This is a genomic window from Streptomyces sp. NPDC017943, assembly GCF_044328425.1.
GTDB lineage: Bacteria > Actinomycetota > Actinomycetes > Streptomycetales > Streptomycetaceae > Streptomyces > Streptomyces djakartensis_A.
In genome coordinates this window covers 641,808-667,579 of record NZ_JBIRHH010000005.1, presented here as the reverse complement: position 1 = coordinate 667,579, position 25,772 = coordinate 641,808, and the positions used below count along the sequence as shown (strand labels likewise).

Here is a 25,772-nt window from a genome sequence, read left to right as displayed (position 1 = left end):
TCGGCGGCGTGCCATCATCGAGCTTCGATCGACCGAGTTGAGTCCAAGTTGGGAGGGCGCGTGGCGATGGAGGCCGGCCCTCGCGACACCGCACGAAGCACCGACGGCGTCACTGCCGAGCGGGACGGGGCGGTGTTCGGTGACGGACCGGAGCCGGAGACCGACCGCCTCAGCGACGACGGGCCCGACGAGACACCGAGCGTGACGGACGACGGCCCCGAGCCGGAGGAGATGTTCGCCGACGAGGTCGAGGTCGAACTGCGCCCGCAGCGTCGGCTGCGTCTGTGGCAACTCGCCCCGATCGTGGCCCTGGCGGCGCTCGGTTCCCTGATGTTCGCGTTCCCGCTCGCCTTCGACTTCGGCGACAGCGGGGCCGTCATCGCCATGCTCGGTCTGCTGATCTGCTCGACGGCGGCGGGCTGGGGCATGATGGCGGCGCGCCGCGTCGGCTCCACCTGGCCCGGCCTGCCGGCCCGCGGCTCCGGCCGCAGACCCGACTGGCGGGTGGTCCTGGCGTACGCGCTGGTGGTCGCCGCCGTGGTCGTCCTGGCCGTGTGGCGCGTGGCGCGGCTCCGGTAGAGCGGCGCACGCCCGAACAGCGCAAGCCCCCCGCCGCGCCCGTGTCCCTGCCCGTGCCCGTCGCGCCGGGGCGCGAATCCCGCAGGGTGGTGGTCGCCCGGCAGCCCGTACGATCGAGGGCATGAGCACGCGGATCGCCTTCCTCAAGGGGCACGGCACCGAGAACGACTTCGTGATCGTCCCGGACCCCGAGAACGCCATCGACCTCCCCCCGGCCGCCGTCGCCGCCCTGTGCGACCGCCGCGCGGGCATCGGCGGCGATGGACTGCTGCACGTCGTGCGCTCCGCGGCGCATCCGGAGGCGCGCGACATGGCGGCCGAGGCCGAGTGGTTCATGGACTACCGCAACGGCGACGGCTCGGTCGCCGAGATGTGCGGCAACGGCGTGCGCGTGTTCGCCCGCTACCTCCAGCGCGCCGGACACGTCACCGAGGGCGACCTCGCCGTCGCCACGCGCGGGGGCGTGAAGACCGTGCACCTCGCCAAGAGCGGCGACGTCACCGTCGGCATGGGCAAGGCGGTCCTCCCCGAGGGCGACGTCACGGTGCGTGTCGGTGAGCGCAGCTGGCCGGCGCGCAACGTCAACATGGGCAACCCGCACGCGGTCGCCTTCGTGGAGGACCTGGCCCACGCGGGCGACCTGTACTCCCCGCCGCCCTTCAGCCCCGCCTCGGCCTACCCGGACGGCGTGAACGTGGAGTTCGTGACCGACCGCGGCCCGCGGCACGTCGCGCTGCGTGTGCACGAGCGCGGCTCCGGTGAGACCCGTTCCTGCGGCACGGGCGCGTGCGCGGTCGCCGTGGCCACCGCCCGCCGCGACGGCGCCGACCCGACGCTCACCGGCACGCCGGTGACCTACACCGTGGACGTGCCCGGCGGCACCCTGGTGATCACCGAGCGGCCCGACGGGGAGATCGAGATGACCGGCCCGGCCGTCATCGTGGCCGAGGGCGAGATCGACGCGGACTGGCTGGACGCCGCCACGCGCGCGTGAGGCCGATTCGGTCACCGCGGTGTGCTGTCGGCCACTCGGGCCCGAATGAATCCTAAAGATCGTAAAGATCAAGCCAATTGGCGGGAAGTCGATCGGCACGGCCCTGTTATGGAGGGGTGCAAACTTCACATTCGTCCCTCGAATGGGTGATCAGTTTCACGCTCGGCGAGAGGCGGCCAGCCACGCGTGGTGGGCTCGGTAGCATCAAGCACCGGCCCGGACGGGGGACCGAAGCCGCCCCCTGAGCCGTGTCCGCCCTGGGGCACCCCGTCCGCCGGTTGACGCAGCCGGAGGTGCCCATGAGTGCGGAGGCCACGAATTCCGTGACCCCAGGCCCGATGCCGGGCGCGGTGTCGGGATCGCTGACGCCGACAGCGCCGCGCAGAAAGGCCCGCCCCCGGATCGACCTGCGCCGCCTCGGCAGAGCCGCCCTGCTCGGCCCCGCCGCGCGGGACCGGCTGCCCGACGCGATCAGCCACGTCGTCGAGGCCCACCGCGCCCACCACCCCGACGCGGACCTCGACCCGCTGCGCCGCGCGTACGTCCTGGCCGAGTCCTCCCACCGGGGCCAGATGCGCAAGAGCGGCGAGCCGTACATCACGCACCCGCTGGCGGTGACTCTGATCCTCGCCGAACTCGGCGCGGAGACCACGACGTTGACCGCCTCACTGCTCCACGACACCGTCGAGGACACGGACGTGACGCTGGACCAGGTCCGTGATCAGTTCGGCGAGGAGGTCCGCTACCTCGTCGACGGCGTGACCAAGCTGGAGAAGGTCGACTACGGCGCCGCAGCCGAGCCCGAGACGTTCCGCAAGATGCTCGTCGCCACCGGCAACGACGTGCGCGTCATGTCGATCAAACTCGCCGACCGGCTGCACAACATGCGCACCCTGGGCGTCATGCGCCCCGAGAAGCAGGAGCGCATCGCCAAGGTGACACGTGACGTGCTCATTCCGCTCGCCGAACGCCTCGGCGTCCAGGCCCTGAAGACCGAATTGGAGGACCTGGTCTTCGCGATCCTGCACCCCGAGGAGTACGCGCGGACCAGGGAACTGATCGTCGGCAACGCCGACCGGACGGACGACCCGCTCGCGGAGGTCGCCGACGAGGTGCGCGGTGTGCTGCGCGAGGCGGACATCACGGCCGAAGTGCTCATCCGCCCCCGCCACTTCGTCTCCGTGCACCGGGTCTCCCGCAAGCGCGGCCGCCTGCGCGGCTCGGACTTCGGCCGGGTCCTGGTCCTGGTGCACGAGGACGCCGACTGCTACGGCGTCCTGGGCGAACTCCACACGTGCATGACGCCGGTGGTCTCGGAGTTCAAGGACTTCATCGCCGTGCCGAAGTTCAACCTGTACCAGTCCCTGCACACGGCCGTCGCCCGGGAGGACGGCCAGGTCGTCGAGGTCCTCATCCGCACCCACCAGATGCACAAGGTCGCCGAGGCCGGCGTCGTCGCCCTCGGTAACCCGTACGCACCGGCTCCCGACGACCCGGCCGACGGGGAGCGCGTCGACCCCACCCGCCCCGGCTGGCTGTCCCGGCTCCTCGACTGGCAGGAGGCGGCGCCCGATCCCGACCACTTCTGGTCCACCCTGCGCGAGGACCTCGCCCAGGACCGCGAGATCACCGTCTTCCGTCCCGACGGCGGCACGATCGGTCTGCCCGAGGGCGCCAGCTGCGTGGACGCGGCGTACGCGCAGTACGGGGAGGACGCGCACGCCTGCATCGGCGCCCGCGTCAACGGCCGCCTCGCGACGCTGAGCACCGTGCTGAAGGACGGCGACACCGTCCAGCTCCTCATGGGCCAGGACCCGGCGTCCGAGCCGTCACGGGAGTGGCTGGAGCACGCGCACACGCCGGCTGCCCGCATCGCCATCCAGCGGTGGCTGGCCGCCCATCCCGCGCAGGCCGAGGCCCAGGGCAGTCAGACGCCGCAGGGTCAGACGCCGCAGGGCCAGGCGGCGCAGGGACGGACGGCTTTCGGGCAGCCCACCGCCGGCCTGGCCGCCGACGCCGGCGGAGACTCCGAGCAGGGTGCCGAGCGTCCCGCCGGAGCGGGCCGGGGTGCCGCCTCCGGTTCGGGTGCCGCGTCCGGCTCCGGTGCCGGCGGCGGGCGCGGCGCGAGTGCCGATCGCGGTCCCGGTGCGGACGTCCTCGCCGACCTTCCCGGCGCGAGCGCCCGGCTCGCCCGCTGCTGTACGCCCGTACCACCCGACGAGATCACCGGCTTCGCCGTACGCGGGGGAGCGGTCACCGTGCACCGCGTGGAGTGCGCCGCCGTGGCGCGCATGAGAGACGGGGAGCGCTCGGAGGTGGGCGTGCGCTGGGGGGAGACCGCCGAGTGCCGGGTCACGCTGGTCGCTGAATCGTTCGTCCGTCCGCATCTGCTCGCGGACCTCACCGAGGCCATGGCGCTCGAAGGGGCCGCGATCGTCTCCGCGACCGTCGAGCCCCCGGCCCAGCAGCAGGTGCGCCACACCTACACCGTGCAGCTCCCCGACGCCGCCCGCCTGCCCACCCTGATGCGCGCCATGCGCAATGTGGCCGGGGTGTACGACGTGAGCCGGACGCAACCGCAGACGCAGGGCGGCTGAGCCGGTCCGACCAGGACAGGCCGGCCGATACCCGCCGCCTGGGTTCACTCGGGCTTGCCCCCGTTTGCCCGCGATTCCCGCGCCGGCCCGTCCCCGCCGGGCACCCGGCGCACGGGTCGGTCCCCGGATCGAGTGGGGCGGGCGCGCGCCGCGCTCGTCGCGCCCGCGCACGCTGGTAGCGGTGGGGCATGCCCCACGCCCCCCACGCCCCCGATGCCCCCCACGACCTTCGTCCCGCTAGCCCCGGAGCCGCCCGCACCCGCCGTCGCCGGACCTCCGCCGCGCTCCTCGCCTCCGCCGTCTCCGTCAGCCTCGTCGCCGCGAGCGCCCCTGCCGTACCGCTCGGCATCGGTGACCGCCTCTTCCCGTACCTGGGCAACCCCGGTTACGACGTCGCCGCGTACGACCTCTCCTTCGTCTACCCCGGCAGCAACAGCGAGCCGCTGCGCGCCGTGACCACCATCGACGCCTGGGCCACCGCCGACCTCGACCGGATCAACCTGGACTTCGCCCACGGCACCGTGGAGTCGGTCGAGGTCGACGGCGACCCCGCGCAGTTCCGCACCGCCGGCGAGGACCTGGTGATCACACCGGAGGACTCCGTGTCGGACGGCACGTGGGTGCGGATCACCGTGCGGCACACCAGCGACCCCGTGTCCGCCGACGGCCGCGAGGGCGGCTGGGTCCGCACGGGGGACGGTCTCGCCATGGCCAACCAGGCCGACGCGGCCCACCTGGTCTTCCCCTGCAACGACCACCCCTCCGACAAGGCTATGTTCACCGTCCGCGTCACTGCGCCCGACGAGTACACGGCCGTGGCCAACGGCCTGCTTGCCGGCACGCACAGGGCCGGCGGCTCGACCACATGGACGTACCGCACGCACCATCCCATGGCCACCGAACTCACCCAGGTGTCCATCGGCCGCTCCACGGTGCTCCACCGCACGGGACCGCACGGCCTGCCGATCCGGGACGTCGTGCCCACCCAGTTCCGCGAGGCGCTCGAAAGCTGGCTGGAGAAGACGCCCGCCCAGATCGAGTGGATGGAGAGCAAGGTCGGCCGCTACCCCTTCGAGGCGTACGGCCTGCTCATGGCCGATGCCGCCACCGGCTTCGAACTGGAGACCCAGACCCTCTCCCTCTTCGAGCGGGAACTGTTCACCGAGCCGGTCTACCCCCCGTGGTACGTCGAGTCGATCATGGTGCACGAACTGGCCCACCAGTGGTTCGGCAACAGTGTCGGACCCCGTACCTGGTCCGACCTGTGGCTCAACGAGGGACACGCCACCTGGTACGAGGCGCTGTACGCCGAGGAGAAGGCGGGCAAGCCGCTGCGGGACCGGATGAAGGCGGCCTACGGCGCCTCCGACCGCTGGCGGGCCACGGGCGGACCGCCCGCCCTCCCCAAGCCGCCGGAGGCGGGCCACAAGATCGGCATCTTCCGGCCCGTCGTCTACGACGGCTCCGCCCTCGTCCTCTACGCCCTGCGCCAGGAGATTGGCCGGCCGGCGTTCGAGCGGCTGGAGCGCGAGTGGGTGGGCCGCCACCAGGACGCCACGGCCACGACCGAGGACTTCGTCCGGCTCGCCGCCGAGGTCGCGGGACGCGACCTGGACGACTTCTTCCAGGGCTGGCTGTACGGGGAGAAGACCCCGCCGATGCCGGGGCACCCGGACTGGAAGCCGGAGTCGCCCGCGAAACCGGAGTCGTCCGCACAGCCGAAGTCGCCCGGGAAGCCGGAGCCGGCTGCCAGGTCGGAGTCGGCAGTGGGGTCGGAGTCGGCTGAAGGGCCGTCGTCGCCCGCGACACCCGCGGCGGCTGCGGGGCCGGGGCCGGGGCCGGGCGGTGGGGCTGGTGGGGCAGGGCGGGCCGTGTCGGCCGGGAGCGCGGCGTAGGTCCGGAGTGTGGAGTAGGTCAGGCGTAGGGCGTGGCCGGGCTTGCCATGTGGCCGGGGATACCGCGTTGGCCGGGGGTGTGTCTGGGGCCGGGCCCGGCCCGCAGGGTCGGCTGGGCACGCTGTGGTGGCCGGGCAGCCGGGCAGCCGGGCAGCCGGGCAGGCCGGCCGCCGCCCACCGGAGTGCCTGTCGTTCGGTTAGCCCGCCGGACCGGGCGGGCATGCAGCTGTCATGCGGCCCGCCGCTTCCCGAAAACGCAGCGGGAAGGGCTGGGGCGCGTCCCGGAATCCACCCGGACGGGGCGTCGCTCCCGCCCGATAACCCGGTGACGAGACGACCCGTGCCGTGCGACCATCTTCAGGTCGGCGCGGCACGGATCGCCGGGAATCTCCCGGACCGCCCGTGCGTTGTGGACAGTGACGGCAGGCACACCGCAGTCCGTCGCAGAAGTCGGTTTCCCAGCTACGTAAGGATCCAATGACCTCCTCTTCTTCCTTTTCCCAGGACACCAAGCGCTTCGCGCACAGCCACCCCGAGGGTCTTCGGGCCGATGCCCTGATGGAAGAGGACGTCGCCTGGAGCCACGAGATCGACGGAGAGCGGGACGGCGACCAGTTCGACCGCTCCGAGCGCGCGGCCCTGCGCCGCGTGGCGGGCCTCTCCACCGAGCTCGAGGACGTCACCGAGGTCGAGTACCGCCAGCTCCGCCTGGAGCGGGTCGTCCTCGTCGGTGTCTGGACCTCGGGAACCGTGCAGGACGCGGACAACTCCCTCGCGGAGCTCGCCGCCCTCGCGGAGACGGCCGGCGCGCTGGTGCTCGACGGCGTCACCCAGCGCCGCGACAAGCCCGACGCGGCCACGTACATCGGTTCCGGCAAGGCCGAGGAACTGCGCGACATCGTCCTCGAGACGGGCGCGGACACCGTCATCTGCGACGGTGAGCTCAGCCCGGGCCAGCTCATCCACCTCGAGGACGTCGTCAAGGTCAAGGTCATCGACCGTACGGCCCTGATCCTGGACATCTTCGCCCAGCACGCCAAGTCCCGAGAGGGCAAGGCGCAGGTGGCGCTCGCGCAGATGCAGTACATGCTGCCGAGGCTGCGCGGTTGGGGTCAGTCGCTGTCCCGTCAGATGGGCGGCGGCAAGGGCGGCGGCCTTGCCACCCGTGGTCCCGGTGAGACCAAGATCGAGACGGACCGGCGACGGATCCGCGAGAAGATGGCGAAGATGCGCCGTGAGATCGCGGAGATGAAGACCGGCCGCGAGATCAAGCGCCAGGAGCGCAAGCGTCACAAGGTGCCCTCGGTCGCCATCGCCGGCTACACCAACGCGGGCAAGTCCTCCCTGCTCAACCGCCTCACGGGTGCGGGCGTGCTCGTGGAGAACGCGCTGTTCGCGACTCTCGACCCGACCGTGCGCCGGGCCGAGACCCCGAGTGGACGGCTGTACACGCTGGCCGACACGGTCGGCTTTGTACGCCATCTGCCGCACCACCTCGTCGAGGCGTTCCGCTCCACGATGGAGGAGGTCGGCGAGTCCGACCTGATCCTGCACGTGGTCGACGGTTCGCACCCGACGCCGGAGGAGCAGCTGGCGGCCGTGCGCGAGGTGATCAGGGACGTCGGCGCCACCGGCGTGCCGGAGATCGTCGTGATCAACAAGGCCGACGCGGCCGACCCGCTCACGTTGCAGCGGCTGCTGCGCGTCGAGAAGCGGTCCATCGCCGTCTCGGCCCGCACCGGCCAGGGCATGGAGGAACTGCTCGCGCTGATCGACAGCGAGCTGCCGCGCCCGTCGGTCGAGATCGAGGCGCTCGTGCCGTACACGCACGGCAAGCTGGTCGCCCGTGCGCACGACGAGGGCGAGGTGCTCTCCGAGGAGCACACCGCGGAGGGCACGCTGCTCAAGCTGCGGGTGCACGAGGAACTGGCGGCGGAACTCGCGCCGTACGTCCCCGCACCGCTCGCCTGACCCCTCGCGGTCATCGCGAAGGCCCGCCCCCGAGGTCATCGGGGGCGGGCCTTCGTTCGTTCGTCCGGGCGCTCGGCGCCGTGTGCGGATCCGTCTGCCGGGATCAGCGACCGCCGTAGGTCCTGCTCATGTTCTGGTAGAGCGCCTCGGCGTCGCGGCCCAACTGCGGGCCGGCCAGCCAGGTGTTGTCGGCGGGGCCGATCGAGGTGTTGGAGACCAGCACGGACTTGCCGTTCAGCACGCGGAACCAGCCGCCGCCCGAGGAACCGCCGGTCATGGTGCAGCCGATGCGGTACATGGTCGGCAGGGCCGGGGACAGGGAGAACCGGCCCGGGACATCGACGCACCGGAACATCTGCAGCCCGTTGTACGGCGGAGCGGCCGGGTAACCCCAGGCGCCGATCTTGGCCGCCTCCGCGGCGGACGGAGCGGAGAAGTCCACGTCCAGGGCGGCGCCGACCGTCTCCTCCAGGGACTTCGTCCCCCGCTCGGGCTTCACGTGCAGCACGGCGTAGTCGTAGGCGGCACCGTCACCGCCGGACTCCGAACCTCCCCGGATCCACTGGCTCGAGGTCGAGGCCCAGTCCGCCCACCAGTTGCCGTAGGGGGCGATCTCCGCCGGGTTCGCGTTGCTCAGCTCCGCCTCGGACTTGTCGAGGTCGTTGTAGGCGGGGACGAAGACCAGGTTGCGGTACCAGCCGCCGTTGCCGCCGGCGTGCACGCAGTGGCCCGCCGTCCACACCAGGTTGGACTTGCCTGGGTGATTGACGTCCTTGACCACGGTGCCGGAGCACACCGCCGGGCCGTCGGGCGAGTCGAAGAAGACCTTGCCGACCGGCGCAGCGTTGCGGTGGTAGGGCGTCTTCTCGGCCTGGGCTCGCACGGGCGCCGGGTCGGGGTCGCTGACACCCTGGCCGGCCGCGGCGTCCTTGGTCGTGACCGTCTTGTTGGCCTCTTCCGCGGACTGCATCCGCTCCGGCTTCCACAGCCCCTCGATCACCGGGTTGACGAAGTCCTCGGCGTCACTGAGCCACTTCTCCCTGTCCCAGTCCTTCCAGCCGCCGTCCTTCCACCGGTCGACATCGATGCCGTGCTCCTTGAGCCGGCCCGCCAGGTCGGCCGGAATCTCGACCTTGCCGCCACCGGCGGCGTCAGCGGTCCGCGAGCTCGTGGCGTCGGGCTTGTCGCTCGCCGAGTCCGCCCCACCACCACACGCGGTGGCGGTGAAGCCCAGTGCGCCGACGAGGCCGATCGCGGCCAGGACGGAGCGCCGCCCGCGCCTGGGCATGGACAGAAGTGTGGAACGTGAACGCATGGTGCTGATCCCCCGTTGATGGTGCGCGCTGGTGCTCTGTACGCTCAGCGCCGATTCACTGCCCCGCGAACTTCTTGCTCACCGACTCGTAAACGCCCTTGGCCACCTCGCCCAGGCGCGGCCCGGCGAGCCAGCCGGACGTCACCGGGCCGATCGAGGTGTTGGACACCAGCGCCGGCTTGCCGTCCGACCGCGTCGCGACCCAGCCACCGCCCGACGAACCGCCGGTCATGGTGCATCCGATGCGGTACATCGTCGGGTCCGACTCGGTGATGGACAGCCGTCCGGGCCGGTCCTGGCACCGGTACAGCTTCTGCCCGTCGTACGGCGGCGCGGCCGGGTAACCGATCGCCGTCACGCTCTGGACATCGGGCACGGCAGGCGCCTTGAAGTCGACCGGCAGAGCCGAACCCACCATCTCCTCCAGCGACTTGCCGCCACTGCCCTTCTCGGGAGTCACGTGGATCACCGCGAAGTCGTACGGCGCGCCGTCCCCGCCCGTCGAACCGCCCTGCTCGATCCACTGGTCCGAGGTCTGCGCCCAGTCACCCCACCAGACGCCGTACGGGGCGACCTCCTCACGGGTCGCGTTCTCCAACTCCTCGACCGCCTTGCCGCCGTCGTTGTACGAGGGCACGAACGCGATGTTGCGGTACCAGCCGCCCTTCTTGCCCGCGTGCACACAGTGCCCCGCCGTCCACACCAGGTTCGACTTGCCCGGGTGGGCCGGGTCCTCCACCACCGTCGCCGAGCAGACCGCCGAGCCCTCCGGGGAGTCGAAGAACACCTTCCCGGCAGTGGGCTCGTTGGCGTGGTACGACGACGCAACCCCCTCCGCCCGGACAGGCTTGGGCGCCGGGTCCGTGACCCCCTGGTCACCGGAGATGTCGCTTTCGCCGACGCCCTGCTCGGGCTCCTCGGCGTCCCGCATGCGGTCCGGGTTCCACAGGCCCTCGATGATCGGGTTGATGTACTCGTTGGCCTCGCGCAGCCAGTCGTCCCGGTCCCAGTTCTTCCAGGCGCCGTCCTTCCACTTGTCGATGTCGATCCCGTGCTCCCGCAGCCGGTCGCGGATGTCGTCCGGCAGCTTGAACTTGCCGTCGTCCGACGCCGAAGCGGAGGCCGATGCCTCACCGCCGGCCTCGGCGTCGCCCGAGTCACAGGCGGTGGCGGTCAGCGCGAGAGCCGAGGCCAGGGCCACGGCGGCCAGCACGGGGGAGTTCCTGCGGCGCGCCCTCCCCCCTCGGCCGGTGCTGGACGACTGCCGTATGGATCGCATGATCTGACTCCCCCTGGGGTGAACGAACTGGGACGAACCGTCGTCCAGGGCGTGATCTCCGGCCCACTCGCGGAGAGTTGAGGCCGGCCTCACGGCGTCCGGGACGGCACCACACACTATGCGGTGCCTGTGGGGGAGGTCCGACGGAACCGCAACAGTTCCGTCACGGAGAGGATCTTGAAGCAACCCGTAACCGAGAACGCGGCCGGGGGTTGGTAGCGGTGGGGGTCCTGCTGTCCGTCTGCGATCCCCCGTGCCCGTGCGCCGTGGGAGGTCAGGGAAGCCGTGCCGGAGTCCGCTGGTGAGGGTCGCGTGTCCGAGGGGACCGCCGTGGTGTGTGCCCAGGTGAAGCCGACACCGGGTGGTGCCTTCGACGCCGCGGTACGGGAAGTCCCTCGTGCGCCGGAGGGAAGCCGGCGCCGTCAGTCCGCCCGCGACGCCGCCGCCCGCACCTACGCCCGCGCCCTGCCCCTGGTGCCCGTTCGTGCCCGAGGGCTGACCATCGAAGGCGCGGACGGCCGGCGCTACCTCGACTGCACCTCCGGCGCCGGGGCGCTCGCCCTCGGGCACAACCACCCGGTCGTCCTGGAGGCCATCCGCTCCGTCCTCGATTCCGGCGCCCCCCTCAACGCTCTCGATCTCGCCACTCCGGTCACGGAAGCCTTCCTCACGGAGCTCCACCGCACCCTGCCTCCAGGGCTGGCGCACCGGGCGCACGTGCGGTTCTGCGACCCGTCCACCGGTGACGCGCTGGAGACCGCCTGCCGATGGGCACGCGCGGCGACCGGACGGACCGGCCTGATGACGTTCACCGAAGCCCACCGGCGCGCGGCCTCCCAGCCCTACGACCCACGCGCTGCCGCGCAGCCGACCGCCTCCCTCGCCGAGGTGCGTGACCTCCACTGCCCCCACGGCCTCGACGACGGGCGGGACCTCGACCTCGCTGCCGACTGGGCCGAGTCCCTGCTGGACGCCCCGAGCACCGGCAGTGCTCTCCCCGCGGGCGTGATCGTTGAGCCTGTACAGGGAGGGGGTGGGGTCCTCCCCGTTCCCAGCGCCTGGTTGCGGCGCATCCGCCAGCTCACAGCCGACCGCTCCATCCCTCTCATCGTCGACGAGACGCACACCGGATTCGGACGGACCGGTGCCTTCTGGGCGGTCGGCGACAGCGGCGTGACCCCCGACGCGATGATCCTCTCCCCGGACATCGGCGGAAGCCTGCCGCTGACCGTCGTCATCCAGCGCGACGACCTCTCCGGCGGGCAACCAGCCGCCGACACTGCCCCCTTCCGCGGCAACCAACTCGCCATGGCCGCTGGTGCGGCCACCCTGGCCCACGTGCGCGAGAACGGTTTCGCCGAGCGGGCCGCTCACCTCGGCGCCCGCATGCTCGCTCAACTCCGGCCGCTGGCCGACGCTTCGCCCATCGTGCACCGAGTGCGGGGGAGAGGGCTGCTGATCGGCATAGATCTGATCGCTGCCGAGGAGGCGGAGGAGTCGCGAGAGGAGCCCACGGACGCCGACGCGCCGGGGGAGTGCGGTGCCGGGGGTAGGGGAGCCCGGTCCGCCTCCTCCCTGGCGGCCGACCTCCAGCGCGAGTGCCTGCGACGCGGACTCATCGTCGGTCTCTGCGGACAGGGGAGAAGCGTTCGCCTGTCGCCGCCTTTGACGATCTCCGACGAACAGGCGAACGCCGTACTCGATCGCCTTGCCGACGCGGTCGAGGCAGTGGCCCGGGTCCACGGGGCGGCACGACAGCAGCGCCGACACCGGGTCCACGAGTGATCCGTCAGGGCGTGACACGTCACGCAACGAGCGTGGCTCCCGCCGAGTCTTCGCACACCCGTCGCTTCGACGCGGGCCCACGCCGCCCGGGCTTACCGGCCGGCCCTCACCGGCCCGGCGTGGTTGCCGTCGAGTAGCCCTGCTCGTCCGCATGCTCATCCCGACCCACCGCATGTTTCGCACCCCCCTCCGAGGTATCCGCCTTGAACGCCATCTCCGGGCCCGAGCCCGACCGTCACCCCGCGACGACGCCGGACCAGGACCCCGCCCACCCCGGAACCTCGCAGATGCCGGCTGTGTCGACACCTCCCGTGGTCCCTCATCAGAGGCCGGGGAGGCAGCCGACCGGAGGTCCGGAGGGCGACACCCCGGGCACCGACCCGCTGTGCGATCCGGACCCCTACACCGTTGCCGACGCGGCCGCCGTGGAGAACCTGCTCCGCTGCTGGGTGCGCGAGACCGGCCGATCCGCCCCTGCCGACGGCCTGCTTCGCGTCCCGCTTCCCTCCAGCGGCACGGCCCTGCTCGTTCCGGTCCGCTACTGGTCCCCCACGGGCTGGCACCGCTTCGGCCCCGCGCGCTTCGCCGGCGCTCTTGACCATGCCCCGACGGTCGACGCCGTCACGATCGCCGCGCTGCTCGCTCGGGAGTCCACCGCCGGCGAACTCGCCCCGTCCCGCATGGGCGAGCAGAGTCCCGACCATGACCCGGGCCGCGTCCCTGCCCAGGGCCGTCTCCCTGAGCACGGGCCTGCGACTGGTGTCGCCGCCACCGACAGCGTCGGGTTCGTCGCAGGTGTCGCCGACTCCGTACGCCGCGTCGCCACCTTCGTCAGCGACCGCCGGGAGCACCCGGCCGATGGCGCCGACCTGTTCCTCTCCGCGGAGCAGGCGCTCCTCCTCGGGCATCCTCTGCACCCCGCTCCCAAGGGCCGCGAGGACCTCACGGAAGCCGAAACCCGGCGCTTCTCACCTGAGTCGCATGGTTCCTTCCCCCTGCACTGGATGGCTGTCGATCCCTCGATCCTCGCCACCGACACCTCCTGGACCGAACGCGGTCGCCCGGTGCCCGCGACCACACTCACCGCGCGCCTCGCCGGACCCGGCCTCCCGCCGCTGGACGGATACGCCCTGCTCCCCCTTCACCCCTGGCAGGCCCGCGAGGTCCGCCATCGGCCCCACACCGCCGCCTTGCTGGACAGCGGACTGCTACGCGACTTGGGAGCGCACGGAACTTTCTGGCATCCCACCTCCTCCGTTCGCACCGTCTATCGCTCCGGCGCCCCGGCGATGCTCAAACTGTCGCTCGGTCTACGCATCACCAACTCCCGTCGAGAGAACCTGCGCAAGGAACTCCACCGCGGCGTCGAGGTCCACCGTCTGCTCCGCAGCGGCCTCGCCCGGCAGTGGCAAGCCGTGCACCCGGGCTTCGACATCGTGCGGGACCCCGCCTGGCTGGCCGTCGACGCTCCGGACGGCGCCCCGTTGCCCGGTCTCGACGTCGTGATCCGCCACAACCCGTTCACCCCCTCCGACGACGTCTCCTGCGTCGCCGGGCTCGTCTCCCTGTCTCCACACCCGCCGGTCCCACCTTCCTTTGGGCCTCCTGCGCTCATGTCGTCCGCGCTCGGGCCTCCTTCGCTGATCCCGGCGTCACCGGGTTCACCCCTGTCGGGTCCAAGGGCACACCGGTCCGGGACGGCCGAACCGCCCATGCAGTCCCGCCTGGCGCGGGTCGTCACACACCTCGCCCGTCGGACCGGTCGTCCCCGCGGAGCCGTCGCCGCCGAGTGGCTGCTGCGCTACCTCGAGCACGTGGTGCGCCCCGTCCTGTGGCTCGACGGTGAGGCGGGCGTCGCCCTGGAGGCGCATCAGCAGAACACCCTGCTCCTGCTGGACACCGCCGGCTGGCCGGCAGGCGGGCGCTACCGGGACAACCAGGGCTACTACTACCGCGAGTCCCGACGCGCGGACCTCGAAGCGCGGCTGCCCGGCATCGGGGAACGCAGCGACACGTTCGTGCCGGACGACATCGCCGACGAGCGCCTCACGTACTACTTGGCGATCAACAACGTGCTCGGACTCATCGGCGCGTTCGGCTCCCAGCGACTCGCCGACGAACGGCTGCTGCTCGCTGCCTTCCGCCGGTTCCTGCAGCGCCTGGCCTCCAGCCCGGATCGATCACGATCCTCCCTGCCCACCCGGTTGCTCGACTCGCCGGTCCTGCGCTGCAAGGCCAACCTGCTGACCCGCTTGCACGGCATGGACGAGCTCGTCGGCCCGGTGGACACCCAGTCCGTCTACGTCACCATCGCCAACCCCCTCCACTGTTGATCACATCAACCGCTCGTGACCTCGGTCGGCCGCCGTCGATCGCCGGCATTCCTCCCATGGACCCTCCGCGTAAACCGCCCCACCACCTCCTTGTCCGACCGAGAGGAGCCCTCGGTGCTTCCCGCTGAGCCGACAGCCGAGACCCATCTCGCCGTCACCGCCCCGGCTGACGGCCATCCCGCCAGTGGGGACCCTGCCGGGCCCGGCACTCGCCCTGCGACCCTTCGTCCTCACGCCGGCCCTAACGGGGGCGACGGGGGCGAAGCCGGCGAGGACGCGAGCAGGGATGGCCGCACGGATGGCCACGGAGAGTCCAGCGGTGACGCGCACGGCGAGGACACCATGGACCTGCGTCTCCCGGACGAGTTCTTCGCCTCCATCGAGGAAGCAGCTACAGGGTTCGGCGGATCCACCTCGGGTGAGTCCTCCGATGGAGCGCATCACTGGCTCTCGCCTTCCGACCACGCGACCTTCCGCCCGGCGATCGACGACCTCCTGGACGGGATCGCCGGCTGGGGGCCGGTCCGGACGCCTGTGGGTGCGTTCCACCTCGTCCCCGTGCGCCTCGAACGCGACCTCCGGCTGATCAGCCGCTGGATGAACGACCCCGCCGCCGCGGCCTTCTGGGAGCTGTCAGGGCCGCAGAGCGTGACCGAGGGCCACATCCGTGCCCAGCTCACCGGTGACGGACGCAGCGTGCCGTGCATCGGGGTGCTGGACGGAAGGCCGATGAGCTACTGGGAGATCTACCGCGCCGATCTGGATCCGCTGGCCCGGTTCTACCCGGCCCGGCCCCACGACACGGGGCTACATCTCCTTCTTGGTGAGATTCCCGACCGTGGACGCGGTCTCGGCGGCCTGCTGCTTCGCGCCGTGGCCGATCTCGTTCTCACGCAGCGACCCTCCTGCGCACGCGTCATCGCGGAACCCGACATTCGCAACACCCCCTCCATCGCCGCTTTCCTCACCGCCGGTTTCCGGCTCTCGGTCGAGATCGACCTGCCGGGTAAGACCGGTGCCCTCATGATCCGGGACCGGTCACTCCGTCATGTGTTGTAGCTCTGTGTCACCGCGCCATCACTCATTGAACGCGGCGCCGGCTGCCGCGGTTCCCGCTCACGGACAAAAAGTGATCCGGCCCTACGGCCTCGGCTGCCCGGCCCACTCGAGCGAAGGGGAGCGGCGCCGAGAGGGCACCTCCACCCGCGCTCCCTCACGAACCGCCCCGCTCCGCCGCGCCGAGGAGTCCACCATGAGCTCGCCACCCGTCCCCACCATCCCCACCGCCCTCCAGCCTTCCTTCGCCACCCCGATCCCCACCTCCTCCGCCACCCTGCCCCCTCTCTCCCTCCTCACCGTGACCAGACGTTTGTCAGTGCCGGGTCGTAGGGTGGTCGCGCTATGACGAAGCCCTCACTCCCCGAACTCCTGCACGCTGCCGTCGCTGCCGTCGGCGGTACGGAGCGCCCCGGTCAGGTAGCCATGGCCGAAGCCGTCGAGGAAGCGATCGACGACGGCTCCCATCTGCTGGTCCAGGCCGGCACCGGCACCGGCAAGTCGTTGGGCTATCTGGTGCCCGCGCTCGCGCACGGGGAGCGGGTGGTGGTCGCGACCGCCACCCTGGCCCTGCAACGGCAGCTGGTCGAGCGGGACCTGCCCAGGACGGTCGACTCGCTGCACCCCTTGCTGCGCCGCCGCCCGGAGTTCGCGATGCTCAAGGGCCGGTCGAACTACTTGTGTCTGCACCGCATGCACGAGGGCGTGCCGCAGGATGAGGAGGACGGCCTCTTCGACCAGTTCGAGGCGGCCGCGCCCACCAGCAAACTGGGCCAGGACCTGCTGCGTGTGCGTGACTGGGCCGACGAGACCGAGACCGGGGATCGTGACGACCTCACGCCGGGCATCTCGGACCGGGCCTGGGCCCAGGTGTCGGTCTCGTCCAGGGAGTGCCTCGGCGCATCGAAGTGCGCGTACGGCGCGGGGTGCTTCGCCGAGATGGCCCGGGAGCGGGCGAAGCTCGCCGAGGTCGTCGTCACCAACCACGCACTGCTCGCGATCGACGCCATCGAAGGCGCCCCGGTGCTCCCGCAGCACGAGGTGCTCATCGTCGACGAGGCCCACGAACTGGTCTCACGGGTCACCGGGGTGGCCACGGGCGAACTCACGCCGGGACAGGTCAACCGCGCGGTGCGGCGGGCCGCGAAACTCGTGAACGAGAAGGCCGCCGATCAGCTCCAGACCGCCGCGGAGGGCTTCGAGCGGCTGATGGAACTGGCACTGCCGGGTCGCCTGGAGGAGATCCCGGAGGACCTCGGGTACGCCCTCATGGCCCTGCGCGACGCGTGCCGCACGGTCATCTCCGCGATCGGCACGACCCGTGACAAGTCCGTCCAGGATGAGGACGCGGTCCGCAAGCAGGCTCTCGCCTCGGTGGAAAGCGTGCACGACGTGGCGGAGCGGATCACCAACGGCTCCGAATGGGACGTCGTCTGGTACGAGCGCCACGACCGATTCGGCGCTTCCCTGCGCGTCGCCCCCATGTCCGTCTCGGGCCTGCTGCGGGAGAAGCTTTTTGCCGACCGCTCGGTGATCCTGACCTCCGCGACGCTCAAACTGGGTGGCGACTTCAACGGCGTCGGCGCCTCCCTCGGCCTGGCCGCCGAGGGCACCGAAGGGGACGATGTCCCGAAGTGGAAGGGCATCGACGTCGGCTCGCCCTTCGACTACCGCAAGCAGGGCATCCTGTACGTCGCCAAGCACCTGGCCCGCCCCGCTCGGGACGGCGACCGCGCCGACATGCTCGACGAGCTGACCGAACTGATCCAGGCGGCGGGCGGCCGCACCCTGGGTCTCTTCTCCTCCATGCGCGGGGCGCAGGTGGCCGCCGAGGAGCTGCGTTCGCGCATCCCCGAGTACCCGATCCTGCTCCAGGGCGAGGAGACGCTCGGCGAGCTCATCAAGAACTTCGCGGCCGACCCCAAGACGTGCCTGTTCGGCACCTTGTCCCTGTGGCAGGGCGTGGACGTCCCGGGGCCCAGCTGCCAGCTGGTCGTCATGGACAAGATCCCGTTCCCGCGTCCGGACGACCCGCTGATGAGTGCCCGCCAGAAGGCCGTCGAGGACGCGGGCGGCAACGGTTTCATGGCCGTCGCCGCAACCCACGCCGCGCTTCTGATGGCCCAGGGCGCCGGCCGCCTGGTGCGGGCGTCCGGAGACCGTGGCGTGGTCGCCGTGCTGGACCAGCGTCTGGCGACGGCGCGGTACGGGAGCTATCTGAAGGCGTCGCTGCCGGACTTCTGGTTCACCACGGACCGGAACCAGGTACGCAGGTCGCTGTCGGCGATCGACGCCGGGGCGAAGCAGGCGGAGGCGGTGACGGAGCAGGCGGAGGACGCCTGACCCCTGGGGGCCGGTCTGCGGCTGCGGCGAGGCAGGCCCGCCCAGCCTTCCACGCCCGGGCGACGGCGCACCCGGGCCACGGAGCGCCCGGGCGACGGGGGCGCCCGGGCGACGGGGCGCGCGGCCGCTCCACCGGCGTGCGGCAAGCGCCGACCCTGCCCCTGCCGCGGCACGAGCCCCGAGAGCGCTGAGGGCCATGGCAGCGACCCCGGATGGGCCCGGACAGCGCAGGACCCCGGAACCGGCGCAGGGGTTCCGGGGCCCGGTCTGAGGGCGAGCCGCTTGGCTCGTCCGACGCGGCGCGCTGGGTCAGACGCGGCGCAGTACGGCCACGACCTTGCCGAGGATGGTCGCGTCGTCGCCGGGGATCGGCTCGTAGGCCGCGTTGTGCGGCAGGAGCCAGACGTGGCCGTCCTCGCGCTTGAAGCGCTTGACGGTGGCTTCCCCGTCGAGCATGGCCGCCACGATGTCGCCGTTCTCGGCGACCGGCTGACGGCGCACCGTGACCCAGTCGCCGTCGCAGATCGCGGCCTCGATCATCGAGTCGCCGACGACCTTGAGGACGAACAGCTCACCGTCGCCGACGAGCTGGCGGGGGAGAGGGAAGACGTCCTCGACGGACTCCTCGGCCAGGATCGGGCCACCCGCGGCGATACGGCCGACCAGCGGGACGTACGAGGCGGCCGGCTTGCCCGCCGTGTCCGTGGGCTGCACGGTGGCGGCCTGGTCGGAGCCGCGTACTTCGTAGGCGCGGGGTCGGTGCGGGTCGCGGCGCAGGAAGCCCTTGCGCTCCAGTGCCATCAGCTGATGGGCGACCGACGAGGTGCTGGAGAGGCCGACGGCCTGGCCGATCTCCCGCATCGACGGGGGGTACCCGCGCCGCTGCACCGAGTCCCGGATGACCTCGATCACCCGGCGCTGGCGGTCGGTGAGTCCGGAGCTGTCCGCCCGGATGCCCGGAGGTCGGCCCGGCAGGGAGCGCTTGTGCCCCTCAGGGTTCGTGGCTTCGTTCATCGCATGCACCGGCTCCAGTCGGCCCTGGGAGCGGTCCTGGGCAGTAATGGCGGCACTGTCTGCGGTGGTGGTCACGTCGGCCCCTCTCGATGGTCTCCCTGCTGGACAACGGTAGTTGCTTTCGAAAGGTTGCGCCAAACACACGTTCGAGTGAAAAAACGCGGATTGGTGGGCGCGATCGCGTGTCCGGGTGTATTGGAGGCCGCGCCGCCCGGCGGGCAAATGGGCCCATTGCTGTACTCTTCACCGCCGGGGTGATCGCCTCGTGGACTGCTGCCCCAGTCTGCCATCCGGCATTCCCCTGCCCTGGGACCGGCCCTCATCTGTGCGGGAGTCCCACGCCCCCTCCCCGCGGCGCCCACGCTATCTCCGCATGTGCCGCAGCGATACGGCTGTGCGGAAAGTGCGCCGGCCGGGTCGCGTTCCGGGGTCGCTCGGGTGCCTCCAAGGGGCTGGAGGGGGCCTGTGCGGCCCGACGAGCGGCGTCTTGCCGGGGCACGCGCGTGCGACACGCGCGTACGACCTCGATGTATGCGCCAATCCCTACATCTAGTGGTTGGATTGCTACAGCAGCCCAGAAGTTGTGGTGCCCCGGGTCTTCAGGCCCAAGGTCATCGCCTATGCTTGGGGCTGCTTCGTGGGGCGCAAGAGGTCCTGCCAGGCTATTGAGTCTGCTGTGAGGAGGGTTGGAGTCCATGCACTGCCCCTTCTGCAGGCACCCCGACAGCCGTGTGGTCGACAGTCGGACGACCGACGACGGCACGTCGATCCGCAGGCGCCGACAGTGCCCTGACTGCTCCCGTCGTTTCACGACCGTGGAGACGTGCTCGCTGATGGTGGTCAAGCGGTCGGGGGTCACCGAACCCTTCAGCCGCACGAAGATCATCAACGGTGTGCGCAAGGCGTGTCAGGGGCGGCCGGTCACCGAGGACGCGCTCGCCCAGCTCGGCCAGCGGGTCGAGGAGGCGGTGCGGGCCACCGGAAGTGCCGAGCTGACCACCCACGACGTGGGGCTGGCCATACTCGGCCCGTTGCAGGAGCTGGATCTCGTCGCCTACCTGAGGTTCGCGTCCGTCTATCGAGCCTTCGACTCGCTCGACGACTTCGAGACGGCCATCGCGGAACTCAGGACCCAGACGGGACACCCCGACGCGGATGACGGAGACCGCGACGAGGCGGGGGGCCAGGAAGACGACCGCGGGCCCGGAGGGACGAAACAGGTCCCCGAGCCCGCAGGCGCCGCCGACTGAGTGGCGGGCCGGACCCGGAAGGCAGCTCCGGGGCCGGCCGGACGGCGGCGATGTGAAGACCCGTTGCGGGCTGTGTGAGTGGGCGCCCGCAGCATCAGACAGAACACCGTGCACCGGGAACAACGGGGCACTTCAGGGCGTTTTCGCCCGTACAGGGAGGCGGCATGACAGAGACGGCGAGCGGTCCGGCACGGAGTTCCCGCGCCAAGAGCGCCAAGGCGAGCAAGGGCCTGCGTATCGAGCGCATCCACACCACCCCTGGGGTCCACCCCTACGACGAGGTGGCCTGGGAGCGCCGTGACGTCGTCATGACCAACTGGCGCGACGGCTCGGTCAACTTCGAGCAGCGCGGCGTGGAGTTCCCCGACTTCTGGTCGGTGAACGCGGTCAACATCGTCACCAGCAAGTACTTCCGCGGTGCCGTGGGCACCCCGCAGCGCGAGACCAGCCTCAGGCAGCTGATCGACCGCATCGTGAAGACGTACCGGAAGGCCGGAGAGGACCACCGGTACTTCTCCTCCCCGGCCGACGCCGAGATCTTCGAGCACGAGCTGGCCTACGCCCTCCTGCACCAGATCTTCAGCTTCAACAGCCCCGTGTGGTTCAACGTGGGCACGCCGCAGCCCCAGCAGGTCTCCGCCTGCTTCATCCTGTCCGTCGACGACTCCATGGAGTCGATCCTCGACTGGTACAAGGAAGAGGGCATGATCTTCAAGGGCGGCTCCGGCGCCGGCCTGAACCTCTCCCGCATCCGCTCCTCCAAGGAGCTGCTGTCCTCCGGCGGCAACGCCTCCGGCCCCGTCTCCTTCATGCGCGGCGCCGACGCCTCCGCCGGCACGATCAAGTCCGGTGGCGCCACCCGGCGTGCCGCCAAGATGGTCGTCCTCGACGTGGACCACCCCGACATCGAGGACTTCATCGAGACCAAGGTCAAGGAAGAGGAGAAGATCCGCGTCCTGCGCGACGCCGGCTTCGACATGGACCTGGGCGGCGACGACATCACGTCCGTCCAGTACCAGAACGCCAACAACTCCGTCCGCGTCAACGACGAGTTCATGAAGGCGGTCGAGCAGGGCGGCCAGTTCGGGCTGCGCGGCCGGATGAGCGGCGAGGTCATCGAGGAGGTCGACGCCAAGGCGCTCTTCCGCAAGATCGCCCAGGCCGCCTGGGCCTGCGCCGACCCCGGCATCCAGTACGACGACACGATCAACAACTGGCACACCTGCCCCGAGTCCGGCCGGATCACCGCGTCGAACCCGTGCAGCGAGTACATGCACCTGGACAACACGTCCTGCAACCTGGCCTCGCTGAACCTGATGAAGTTCCTCAAGGACGACGGCAAGGGCAACCAGTCGTTCCAGGCCGACCGCTTCCAGAAGGTCGTCGAGCTGGTCATCACCGCGATGGACATCTCGATCTGCTTCGCGGACTTCCCGACCCAGAAGATCGGCGAGAACACGCGCGCGTTCCGCCAGCTGGGCATCGGCTACGCCAACCTCGGCGCCCTGCTGATGGCCACCGGTCACGCCTACGACTCCGACGGCGGCCGCGCCCTCGCCGGCGCCATCACCTCCCTGATGACCGGCACGGCCTACCGCCGCTCCTCCGAGCTCGCCGCGGTGGTCGGCCCGTACGACGGCTACGCCCGCAACGCCGACGCCCACAAGCGCGTCATGAAGCAGCACTCCGACGCCAACGACAAGGCCGTCCGCATGGACGACCTGGACACCCCGGTGTGGGCCGCCGCCAGCGAGGCCTGGGGCGAGGTCCTGCGCCTGGGTGAGAAGAACGGTTTCCGTAACGCGCAGGCGTCCGTGCTCGCCCCGACCGGCACCATCGGTCTCGCGATGTCCTGCGACACCACCGGTGTCGAGCCCGACCTCGCGCTGGTCAAGTTCAAGAAGCTCGTCGGCGGCGGCTCTATGCAGATCGTCAACGGCACCGTCCCGCAGGCCCTGCGCCGCCTCGGCTACCTCGAGGAGCAGATCGAGGCGATCGTCGCCCACATCGCCGAGAACGGCAACGTGATCGACGCCCCCGGCCTCAAGCCGGAGCACTACGAGGTGTTCGACTGCGCCATGGGCGAGCGGGCCATCTCCCCGATGGGCCACGTGCGCATGATGGCCGCGATCCAGCCGTGGATTTCCGGCGCCATCTCCAAGACGGTCAACATGCCGGAGACGGCGACCGTCGAGGAGGTCGAGGAGATCTACTTCGAGGCCTGGAAGCTGGGCGTCAAGGCCCTCGCGATCTACCGCGACAACTGCAAGGTCGGCCAGCCGCTCTCCGCCAAGACCAAGGAGAAGGAGAAGGCGGAGATCACCGAGAAGGCCGAGGAGACGATCCGTACCGCGGTCGAGAAGGTGGTCGAGTACCGCCCGGTCCGCAAGCGCCTCCCGAAGGGACGTCCCGGCATCACCACGTCCTTCACCGTCGGCGGCGCCGAGGGCTACATGACCGCCAACTCCTACCCGGACGACGGTCTCGGTGAGGTCTTCCTGAAGATGTCCAAGCAGGGCTCGACCCTCGCGGGCATGATGGACGCCTTCTCCATCGCGGTCTCCGTCGGCCTCCAGTACGGCGTGCCGCTGGAGACGTACGTCTCGAAGTTCACCAACATGCGCTTCGAGCCGGCCGGCATGACGGACGACCCGGACGTGCGGATGGCGCAGTCGATCGTCGACTACATCTTCCGCCGCCTGGCGCTGGACTTCCTGCCGTTCGAGACGCGCTCCGCGCTCGGCATCCACTCCGCCGAGGAGCGCCAGCGGCACCTGGAGACCGGTTCGTACGAGCCGTCCGAGGACGAGGTCGACGTCGAGGGCCTGGCCCAGTCGGCGCCGCGCGCCCAGGAGCTGAAGGCAGTCGCCGCGCCGAAGGCGGAGGAGGCGGCCAAGCCCGCCCCGCAGCAGGCGCACACCAGCGCCGAACTGGTCGAGATGCAGCTGGGCATCCAGGCCGACGCCCCGCTGTGCTTCTCCTGCGGCACGAAGATGCAGCGCGCCGGTTCCTGCTACATCTGCGAGGGCTGCGGCTCCACCAGCGGCTGCAGCTGACGCCGAGCGGCCGACCGCATGACAAGCGCCTGACCGCGTGACAGAGGGGCACCGCCTTCGGGCGGTGCCCCTCTCGTCGTCACGAGCTCCGTGCCGACGGGCCGTGACCGGCCGCATCAGCGTCCGAACCGTCCCCGAGCCCCGCCGGGCCGGCCGTCCGGTGCGTCCGGTCAGGGGCGGTGAGCCGCCCCCATCGTCCGGGTGAACTCCGCCGGGTCACCCTCGAAGCCGTGCAGACCCGAACGGAACTCCCACGGTCCGGAGCCGTCCCGGACGAACTCGGCGACCGTGGTGGCCGTCGCTCCGAGGACACCGCCGAAGTCGTCCTCCGCCAGGACGGTGTAGCCCTCACGGATCCGCAGGCCGGGGTTGATCACACTGACGAAGGTGCGCTCCGCGGGACGCTGCTGGATGACGACTCCCACCACCACGCGCGCGTAGCGGACGTCCAGCCGGTCGAGCTCCAGCGTCATGACCTCGTCGTAACCGAAGCCCTGCCCGTCCTGGCTGTCCCGGTTGAGGTAGATGGTGCCGTCGGGCGAGCGGCTGTCGAAGTGCACGACGTAGGCCGGGTCGCCGTGCGGGTCGTCCGACAGGTACGTCGCCGCGACCAGATCCAGGTCCGTGGACGGCTGCCCCGCGGGACTGGGGTCCCACCGCATCGCGATCTCGATCTTGCGAAGCCCCTTGTTCAGCCCGTCCACCCAAGTCCCCTTCCCCGCACCGACCGCATGTTCGCCCCAACTGCCGGGCTCTCACGACTGCTTGTCCATCCTGCCACGCGCGCGGGCGCGTGCGTGGGGGAGCGGTACGGCGGAGAGTGACCGACGCCACGCCCGGGGCCTTACCATGGCGCGGTGCTGGTCAAGTGGATTCGCTGCACCGTGGTGGACCGCCGCGGTTTCGAGCGGGGGCAGCGGAAATGGGCGGGGCTTCTGGGAGAGCCGGGATTTCGGGGACAGGGGGGTGGCTGGAGCCGGGGGCGGCCCGACGTGGCGCACATTTTCGCCTTCTGGGAGAGCCGGGCCTTCTACGACTCCTTCATGGCGCGCTCCCACGACCGGCTCGCAACAGCGCAGTCGGGCACGTTCAAGGACGCCCGGGTCAGGCTGTTCGATCACCGCTTCGACGTGAAGACCGGCTTCGAACCGCGCTTCACGGACGCCGACCTGCTGCGGGTGGCGCTGTGCCGCGTCCACGCGGAGCGGGCGGAGCACTTCGTGCTGATGCAGGAGAAGGTCTGGAACCCCGCGATGGCGGGCTCCCCGGGCATGGTGCGCGGCCTCTTCGGTGAGGCGCCGGGGAACGAGTACATGGTGCTGTCGATGTGGCGGTCGGCCGCCGAGCACGGCAAGTACCGCACCGAGCGGGTGGAGCGGCTCGCCCTGCGCGCCCAGACCGAAGCCGACGTGGCCGCCCTCACCGGGGCCGTCGTGGACATGGAGCCGAGCTGGACGGTGTGAAGCGCGGTGAGCCAGGAATCTGTGCGGGGCGGCAGCACGCCTTCTGCGGGCGGGCGGGTGCCGCCGGGCACGCGGGCGGTGGTGGATGTGACCTGAGGTGCGGGAGCTGTGTGACCTACGCTGTAACGGTGCGGCATGTGTGCTCGACGGGCCGCCACTCGATCTAGGGTTTCGGCATGGCACGACCACGGCGCATCGTCCTTGTCCGGCACGGCGAGTCGACGGGCAATGTCGATGACTCCGTCTACGAGCGTGAACCCGATCACGCCCTGGCTCTGACCGAGCGGGGCAGACAGCAGGCCGAGGCCACCGGCGAGCACCTGCGCGAGATCTTCGGCAAGGAGCGCGTCAGCGTCTACGTCTCCCCCTACCGCCGCACGCACGAGACCCTGCGCGCCTTCCACCTCGAACCCGATCTCATACGGGTCCGCGAGGAGCCTCGGCTGCGCGAGCAGGACTGGGGGAACTGGCAGGACCGGGACGACGTGCGGCTGCAGAAGGCCTACCGGGACGCCTACGGCCACTTCTTCTACCGCTTCGCCCAGGGGGAGTCCGGGGCCGACGTCTACGACCGGGTCGGGGGGTTCCTGGAGAGCCTCTTCCGCAGTTTCGAGGACCCCGAGCATCCGCCGAACGTGCTGATCGTCACGCACGGCCTGGCCATGCGGTTGTTCTGCATGCGGTGGTTCCACTGGACGGTGGCGGAGTTCGAGTCCCTGTCGAATCCGGGGAACGGCGAGGTGCGGATGCTCGTTCTGGGGGACGACGGCAAGTACGTGCTCGACCGGCCGTTCGACCGCTGGCGAGACCCCGAACCGTACGGGGTCACCGGATAGAGTGGC

17 protein-coding genes are annotated in these 25,772 nt (G+C 71.0%); 13 read left to right on the top strand and 4 right to left on the bottom strand.

All coding sequences use genetic code 11. The features are described 5' to 3' along the window. Positions 1–66 precede the first annotated feature (66 nt). The 5 genes from ACH4C6_RS19845 (at position 67) to hflX (ending at position 8,036) form a co-directional block, all read left to right on the top strand. Positions 67–579 (top strand): hypothetical protein, encoded by a 513-nt coding sequence (locus ACH4C6_RS19845; RefSeq protein ID WP_398109940.1) that lies wholly within the window; start codon positions 67–69, stop codon positions 577–579. 121 nt (positions 580–700) lie between these two features. Beyond that, positions 701–1,573 (top strand): diaminopimelate epimerase, encoded by an 873-nt coding sequence (gene dapF, locus ACH4C6_RS19840; RefSeq protein WP_398109883.1) that lies wholly within the window; start codon positions 701–703, stop codon positions 1,571–1,573. 299 nt (positions 1,574–1,872) lie between these two features. Beyond that, positions 1,873–4,170 (top strand): RelA/SpoT family protein, encoded by a 2,298-nt coding sequence (locus ACH4C6_RS19835; protein WP_398109882.1) that lies wholly within the window; start codon positions 1,873–1,875, stop codon positions 4,168–4,170. Between the two features lie 188 nt (positions 4,171–4,358). Further along, complete coding sequence (locus ACH4C6_RS19830; RefSeq protein WP_398109881.1) at positions 4,359–6,065, top strand: M1 family metallopeptidase; 1,707 nt, start codon at positions 4,359–4,361, stop codon at positions 6,063–6,065. A gap of 477 nt (positions 6,066–6,542) precedes the next feature. Continuing rightward, the gene (gene hflX, locus ACH4C6_RS19825) at positions 6,543–8,036 is read left to right on the top strand and encodes a GTPase HflX (protein ID WP_398109880.1); all 1,494 of its coding nucleotides are present in this window, start codon (positions 6,543–6,545) and stop codon (positions 8,034–8,036) included. 103 nt (positions 8,037–8,139) lie between these two features. On the opposite strand, the gene ACH4C6_RS19820 is transcribed toward hflX, so the two are convergent. Then, positions 8,140–9,324: a trypsin-like serine peptidase gene (locus tag ACH4C6_RS19820; RefSeq protein WP_398109879.1), complete on the bottom strand. Its 1,185-nt coding sequence runs from the start codon at positions 9,322–9,324 to the stop codon at positions 8,140–8,142. 82 nt (positions 9,325–9,406) lie between these two features. After that, positions 9,407–10,630 (bottom strand): trypsin-like serine peptidase, encoded by a 1,224-nt coding sequence (locus tag ACH4C6_RS19815; RefSeq protein WP_398109878.1) that lies wholly within the window; start codon positions 10,628–10,630, stop codon positions 9,407–9,409. A gap of 312 nt (positions 10,631–10,942) precedes the next feature. Here ACH4C6_RS19815 and ACH4C6_RS19810 point away from each other — a divergent pair, with 312 nt between their 5' ends. The 4 genes from ACH4C6_RS19810 to ACH4C6_RS19795 all read left to right on the top strand — a co-directional run bounded on the left by ACH4C6_RS19810 (position 10,943) and on the right by ACH4C6_RS19795 (position 18,147). Beyond that, entirely contained in the window at positions 10,943–12,415 is a 1,473-nt protein-coding gene (locus tag ACH4C6_RS19810; RefSeq protein ID WP_398109877.1) for an aminotransferase class III-fold pyridoxal phosphate-dependent enzyme, read from the top strand. Between the two features lie 287 nt (positions 12,416–12,702). Then, entirely contained in the window at positions 12,703–14,748 is a 2,046-nt protein-coding gene (locus ACH4C6_RS19805; RefSeq protein ID WP_398109939.1) for an IucA/IucC family protein, read from the top strand. 114 nt (positions 14,749–14,862) lie between these two features. Then, positions 14,863–15,807, top strand: coding sequence for a GNAT family N-acetyltransferase (locus ACH4C6_RS19800; protein ID WP_398109876.1), 945 nt, complete (start codon positions 14,863–14,865; stop codon positions 15,805–15,807). 342 nt (positions 15,808–16,149) lie between these two features. Beyond that, positions 16,150–18,147 carry an ATP-dependent DNA helicase gene (locus tag ACH4C6_RS19795; RefSeq protein WP_398109875.1) on the top strand — a complete coding sequence of 666 codons (1,998 nt, stop codon included), beginning with the start codon at positions 16,150–16,152 and terminating at the stop codon, positions 18,145–18,147. A 309-nt stretch (positions 18,148–18,456) separates the two neighbouring features. Here ACH4C6_RS19795 and lexA read toward each other — a convergent pair whose 3' ends face one another. Beyond that, positions 18,457–19,236: a transcriptional repressor LexA gene (gene lexA, locus ACH4C6_RS19790; RefSeq protein ID WP_333935681.1), complete on the bottom strand. Its 780-nt coding sequence runs from the start codon at positions 19,234–19,236 to the stop codon at positions 18,457–18,459. 620 nt (positions 19,237–19,856) lie between these two features. On the opposite strand from lexA, the gene nrdR reads away from it, so the two are divergent. Both nrdR and ACH4C6_RS19780 read left to right on the top strand, forming a co-directional pair. Then, a complete protein-coding gene (gene nrdR / locus ACH4C6_RS19785) occupies positions 19,857–20,411 on the top strand; it encodes a transcriptional regulator NrdR (protein ID WP_398109874.1) in 555 nt (184 codons plus the stop codon). Positions 20,412–20,575: 164 nt separating this feature from the next. After that, positions 20,576–23,467 carry a vitamin B12-dependent ribonucleotide reductase gene (locus tag ACH4C6_RS19780; protein ID WP_398109873.1) on the top strand — a complete coding sequence of 964 codons (2,892 nt, stop codon included), beginning with the start codon at positions 20,576–20,578 and terminating at the stop codon, positions 23,465–23,467. A 170-nt stretch (positions 23,468–23,637) separates the two neighbouring features. Here the strand turns inward: ACH4C6_RS19780 and ACH4C6_RS19775 are convergent, their stop codons facing one another. Next, positions 23,638–24,171, bottom strand: a complete 534-nt coding sequence (locus ACH4C6_RS19775) for a TerD family protein (RefSeq protein WP_398109872.1) — start codon at positions 24,169–24,171, stop codon at positions 23,638–23,640. A 153-nt stretch (positions 24,172–24,324) separates the two neighbouring features. Between ACH4C6_RS19775 and ACH4C6_RS19770 the strand changes: the two genes are divergently transcribed. Both ACH4C6_RS19770 and ACH4C6_RS19765 read left to right on the top strand, forming a co-directional pair. Beyond that, positions 24,325–24,930: a YdbC family protein gene (locus tag ACH4C6_RS19770; protein ID WP_398109871.1), complete on the top strand. Its 606-nt coding sequence runs from the start codon at positions 24,325–24,327 to the stop codon at positions 24,928–24,930. A 176-nt stretch (positions 24,931–25,106) separates the two neighbouring features. Then, positions 25,107–25,766 carry a histidine phosphatase family protein gene (locus ACH4C6_RS19765; RefSeq protein ID WP_398109870.1) on the top strand — a complete coding sequence of 220 codons (660 nt, stop codon included), beginning with the start codon at positions 25,107–25,109 and terminating at the stop codon, positions 25,764–25,766. Positions 25,767–25,772: the final 6 nt, after the last annotated feature.

Coding starts and splice junctions, on each gene's coding strand:
- ACH4C6_RS19805 (WP_398109939.1), top strand. CDS start 12,703: ATGCCGGCTGTGTCGACACCTCCCGTGGTCCCTCATCAGAGGCCGGGG.
- ACH4C6_RS19780 (WP_398109873.1), top strand. CDS start 20,576: ATGACAGAGACGGCGAGCGGTCCGGCACGGAGTTCCCGCGCCAAGAGC.
- ACH4C6_RS19795 (WP_398109875.1), top strand. CDS start 16,150: ATGACGAAGCCCTCACTCCCCGAACTCCTGCACGCTGCCGTCGCTGCC.
- nrdR (WP_398109874.1), top strand. CDS start 19,857: ATGCACTGCCCCTTCTGCAGGCACCCCGACAGCCGTGTGGTCGACAGT.
- ACH4C6_RS19765 (WP_398109870.1), top strand. CDS start 25,107: ATGGCACGACCACGGCGCATCGTCCTTGTCCGGCACGGCGAGTCGACG.
- ACH4C6_RS19835 (WP_398109882.1), top strand. CDS start 1,873: ATGAGTGCGGAGGCCACGAATTCCGTGACCCCAGGCCCGATGCCGGGC.
- ACH4C6_RS19820 (WP_398109879.1), bottom strand. CDS start 9,324: ATGCCCAGGCGCGGGCGGCGCTCCGTCCTGGCCGCGATCGGCCTCGTC.
- ACH4C6_RS19845 (WP_398109940.1), top strand. CDS start 67: ATGGAGGCCGGCCCTCGCGACACCGCACGAAGCACCGACGGCGTCACT.
- ACH4C6_RS19830 (WP_398109881.1), top strand. CDS start 4,359: ATGCCCCACGCCCCCCACGCCCCCGATGCCCCCCACGACCTTCGTCCC.
- ACH4C6_RS19815 (WP_398109878.1), bottom strand. CDS start 10,630: ATGCGATCCATACGGCAGTCGTCCAGCACCGGCCGAGGGGGGAGGGCG.
- dapF (WP_398109883.1), top strand. CDS start 701: ATGAGCACGCGGATCGCCTTCCTCAAGGGGCACGGCACCGAGAACGAC.
- hflX (WP_398109880.1), top strand. CDS start 6,543: ATGACCTCCTCTTCTTCCTTTTCCCAGGACACCAAGCGCTTCGCGCAC.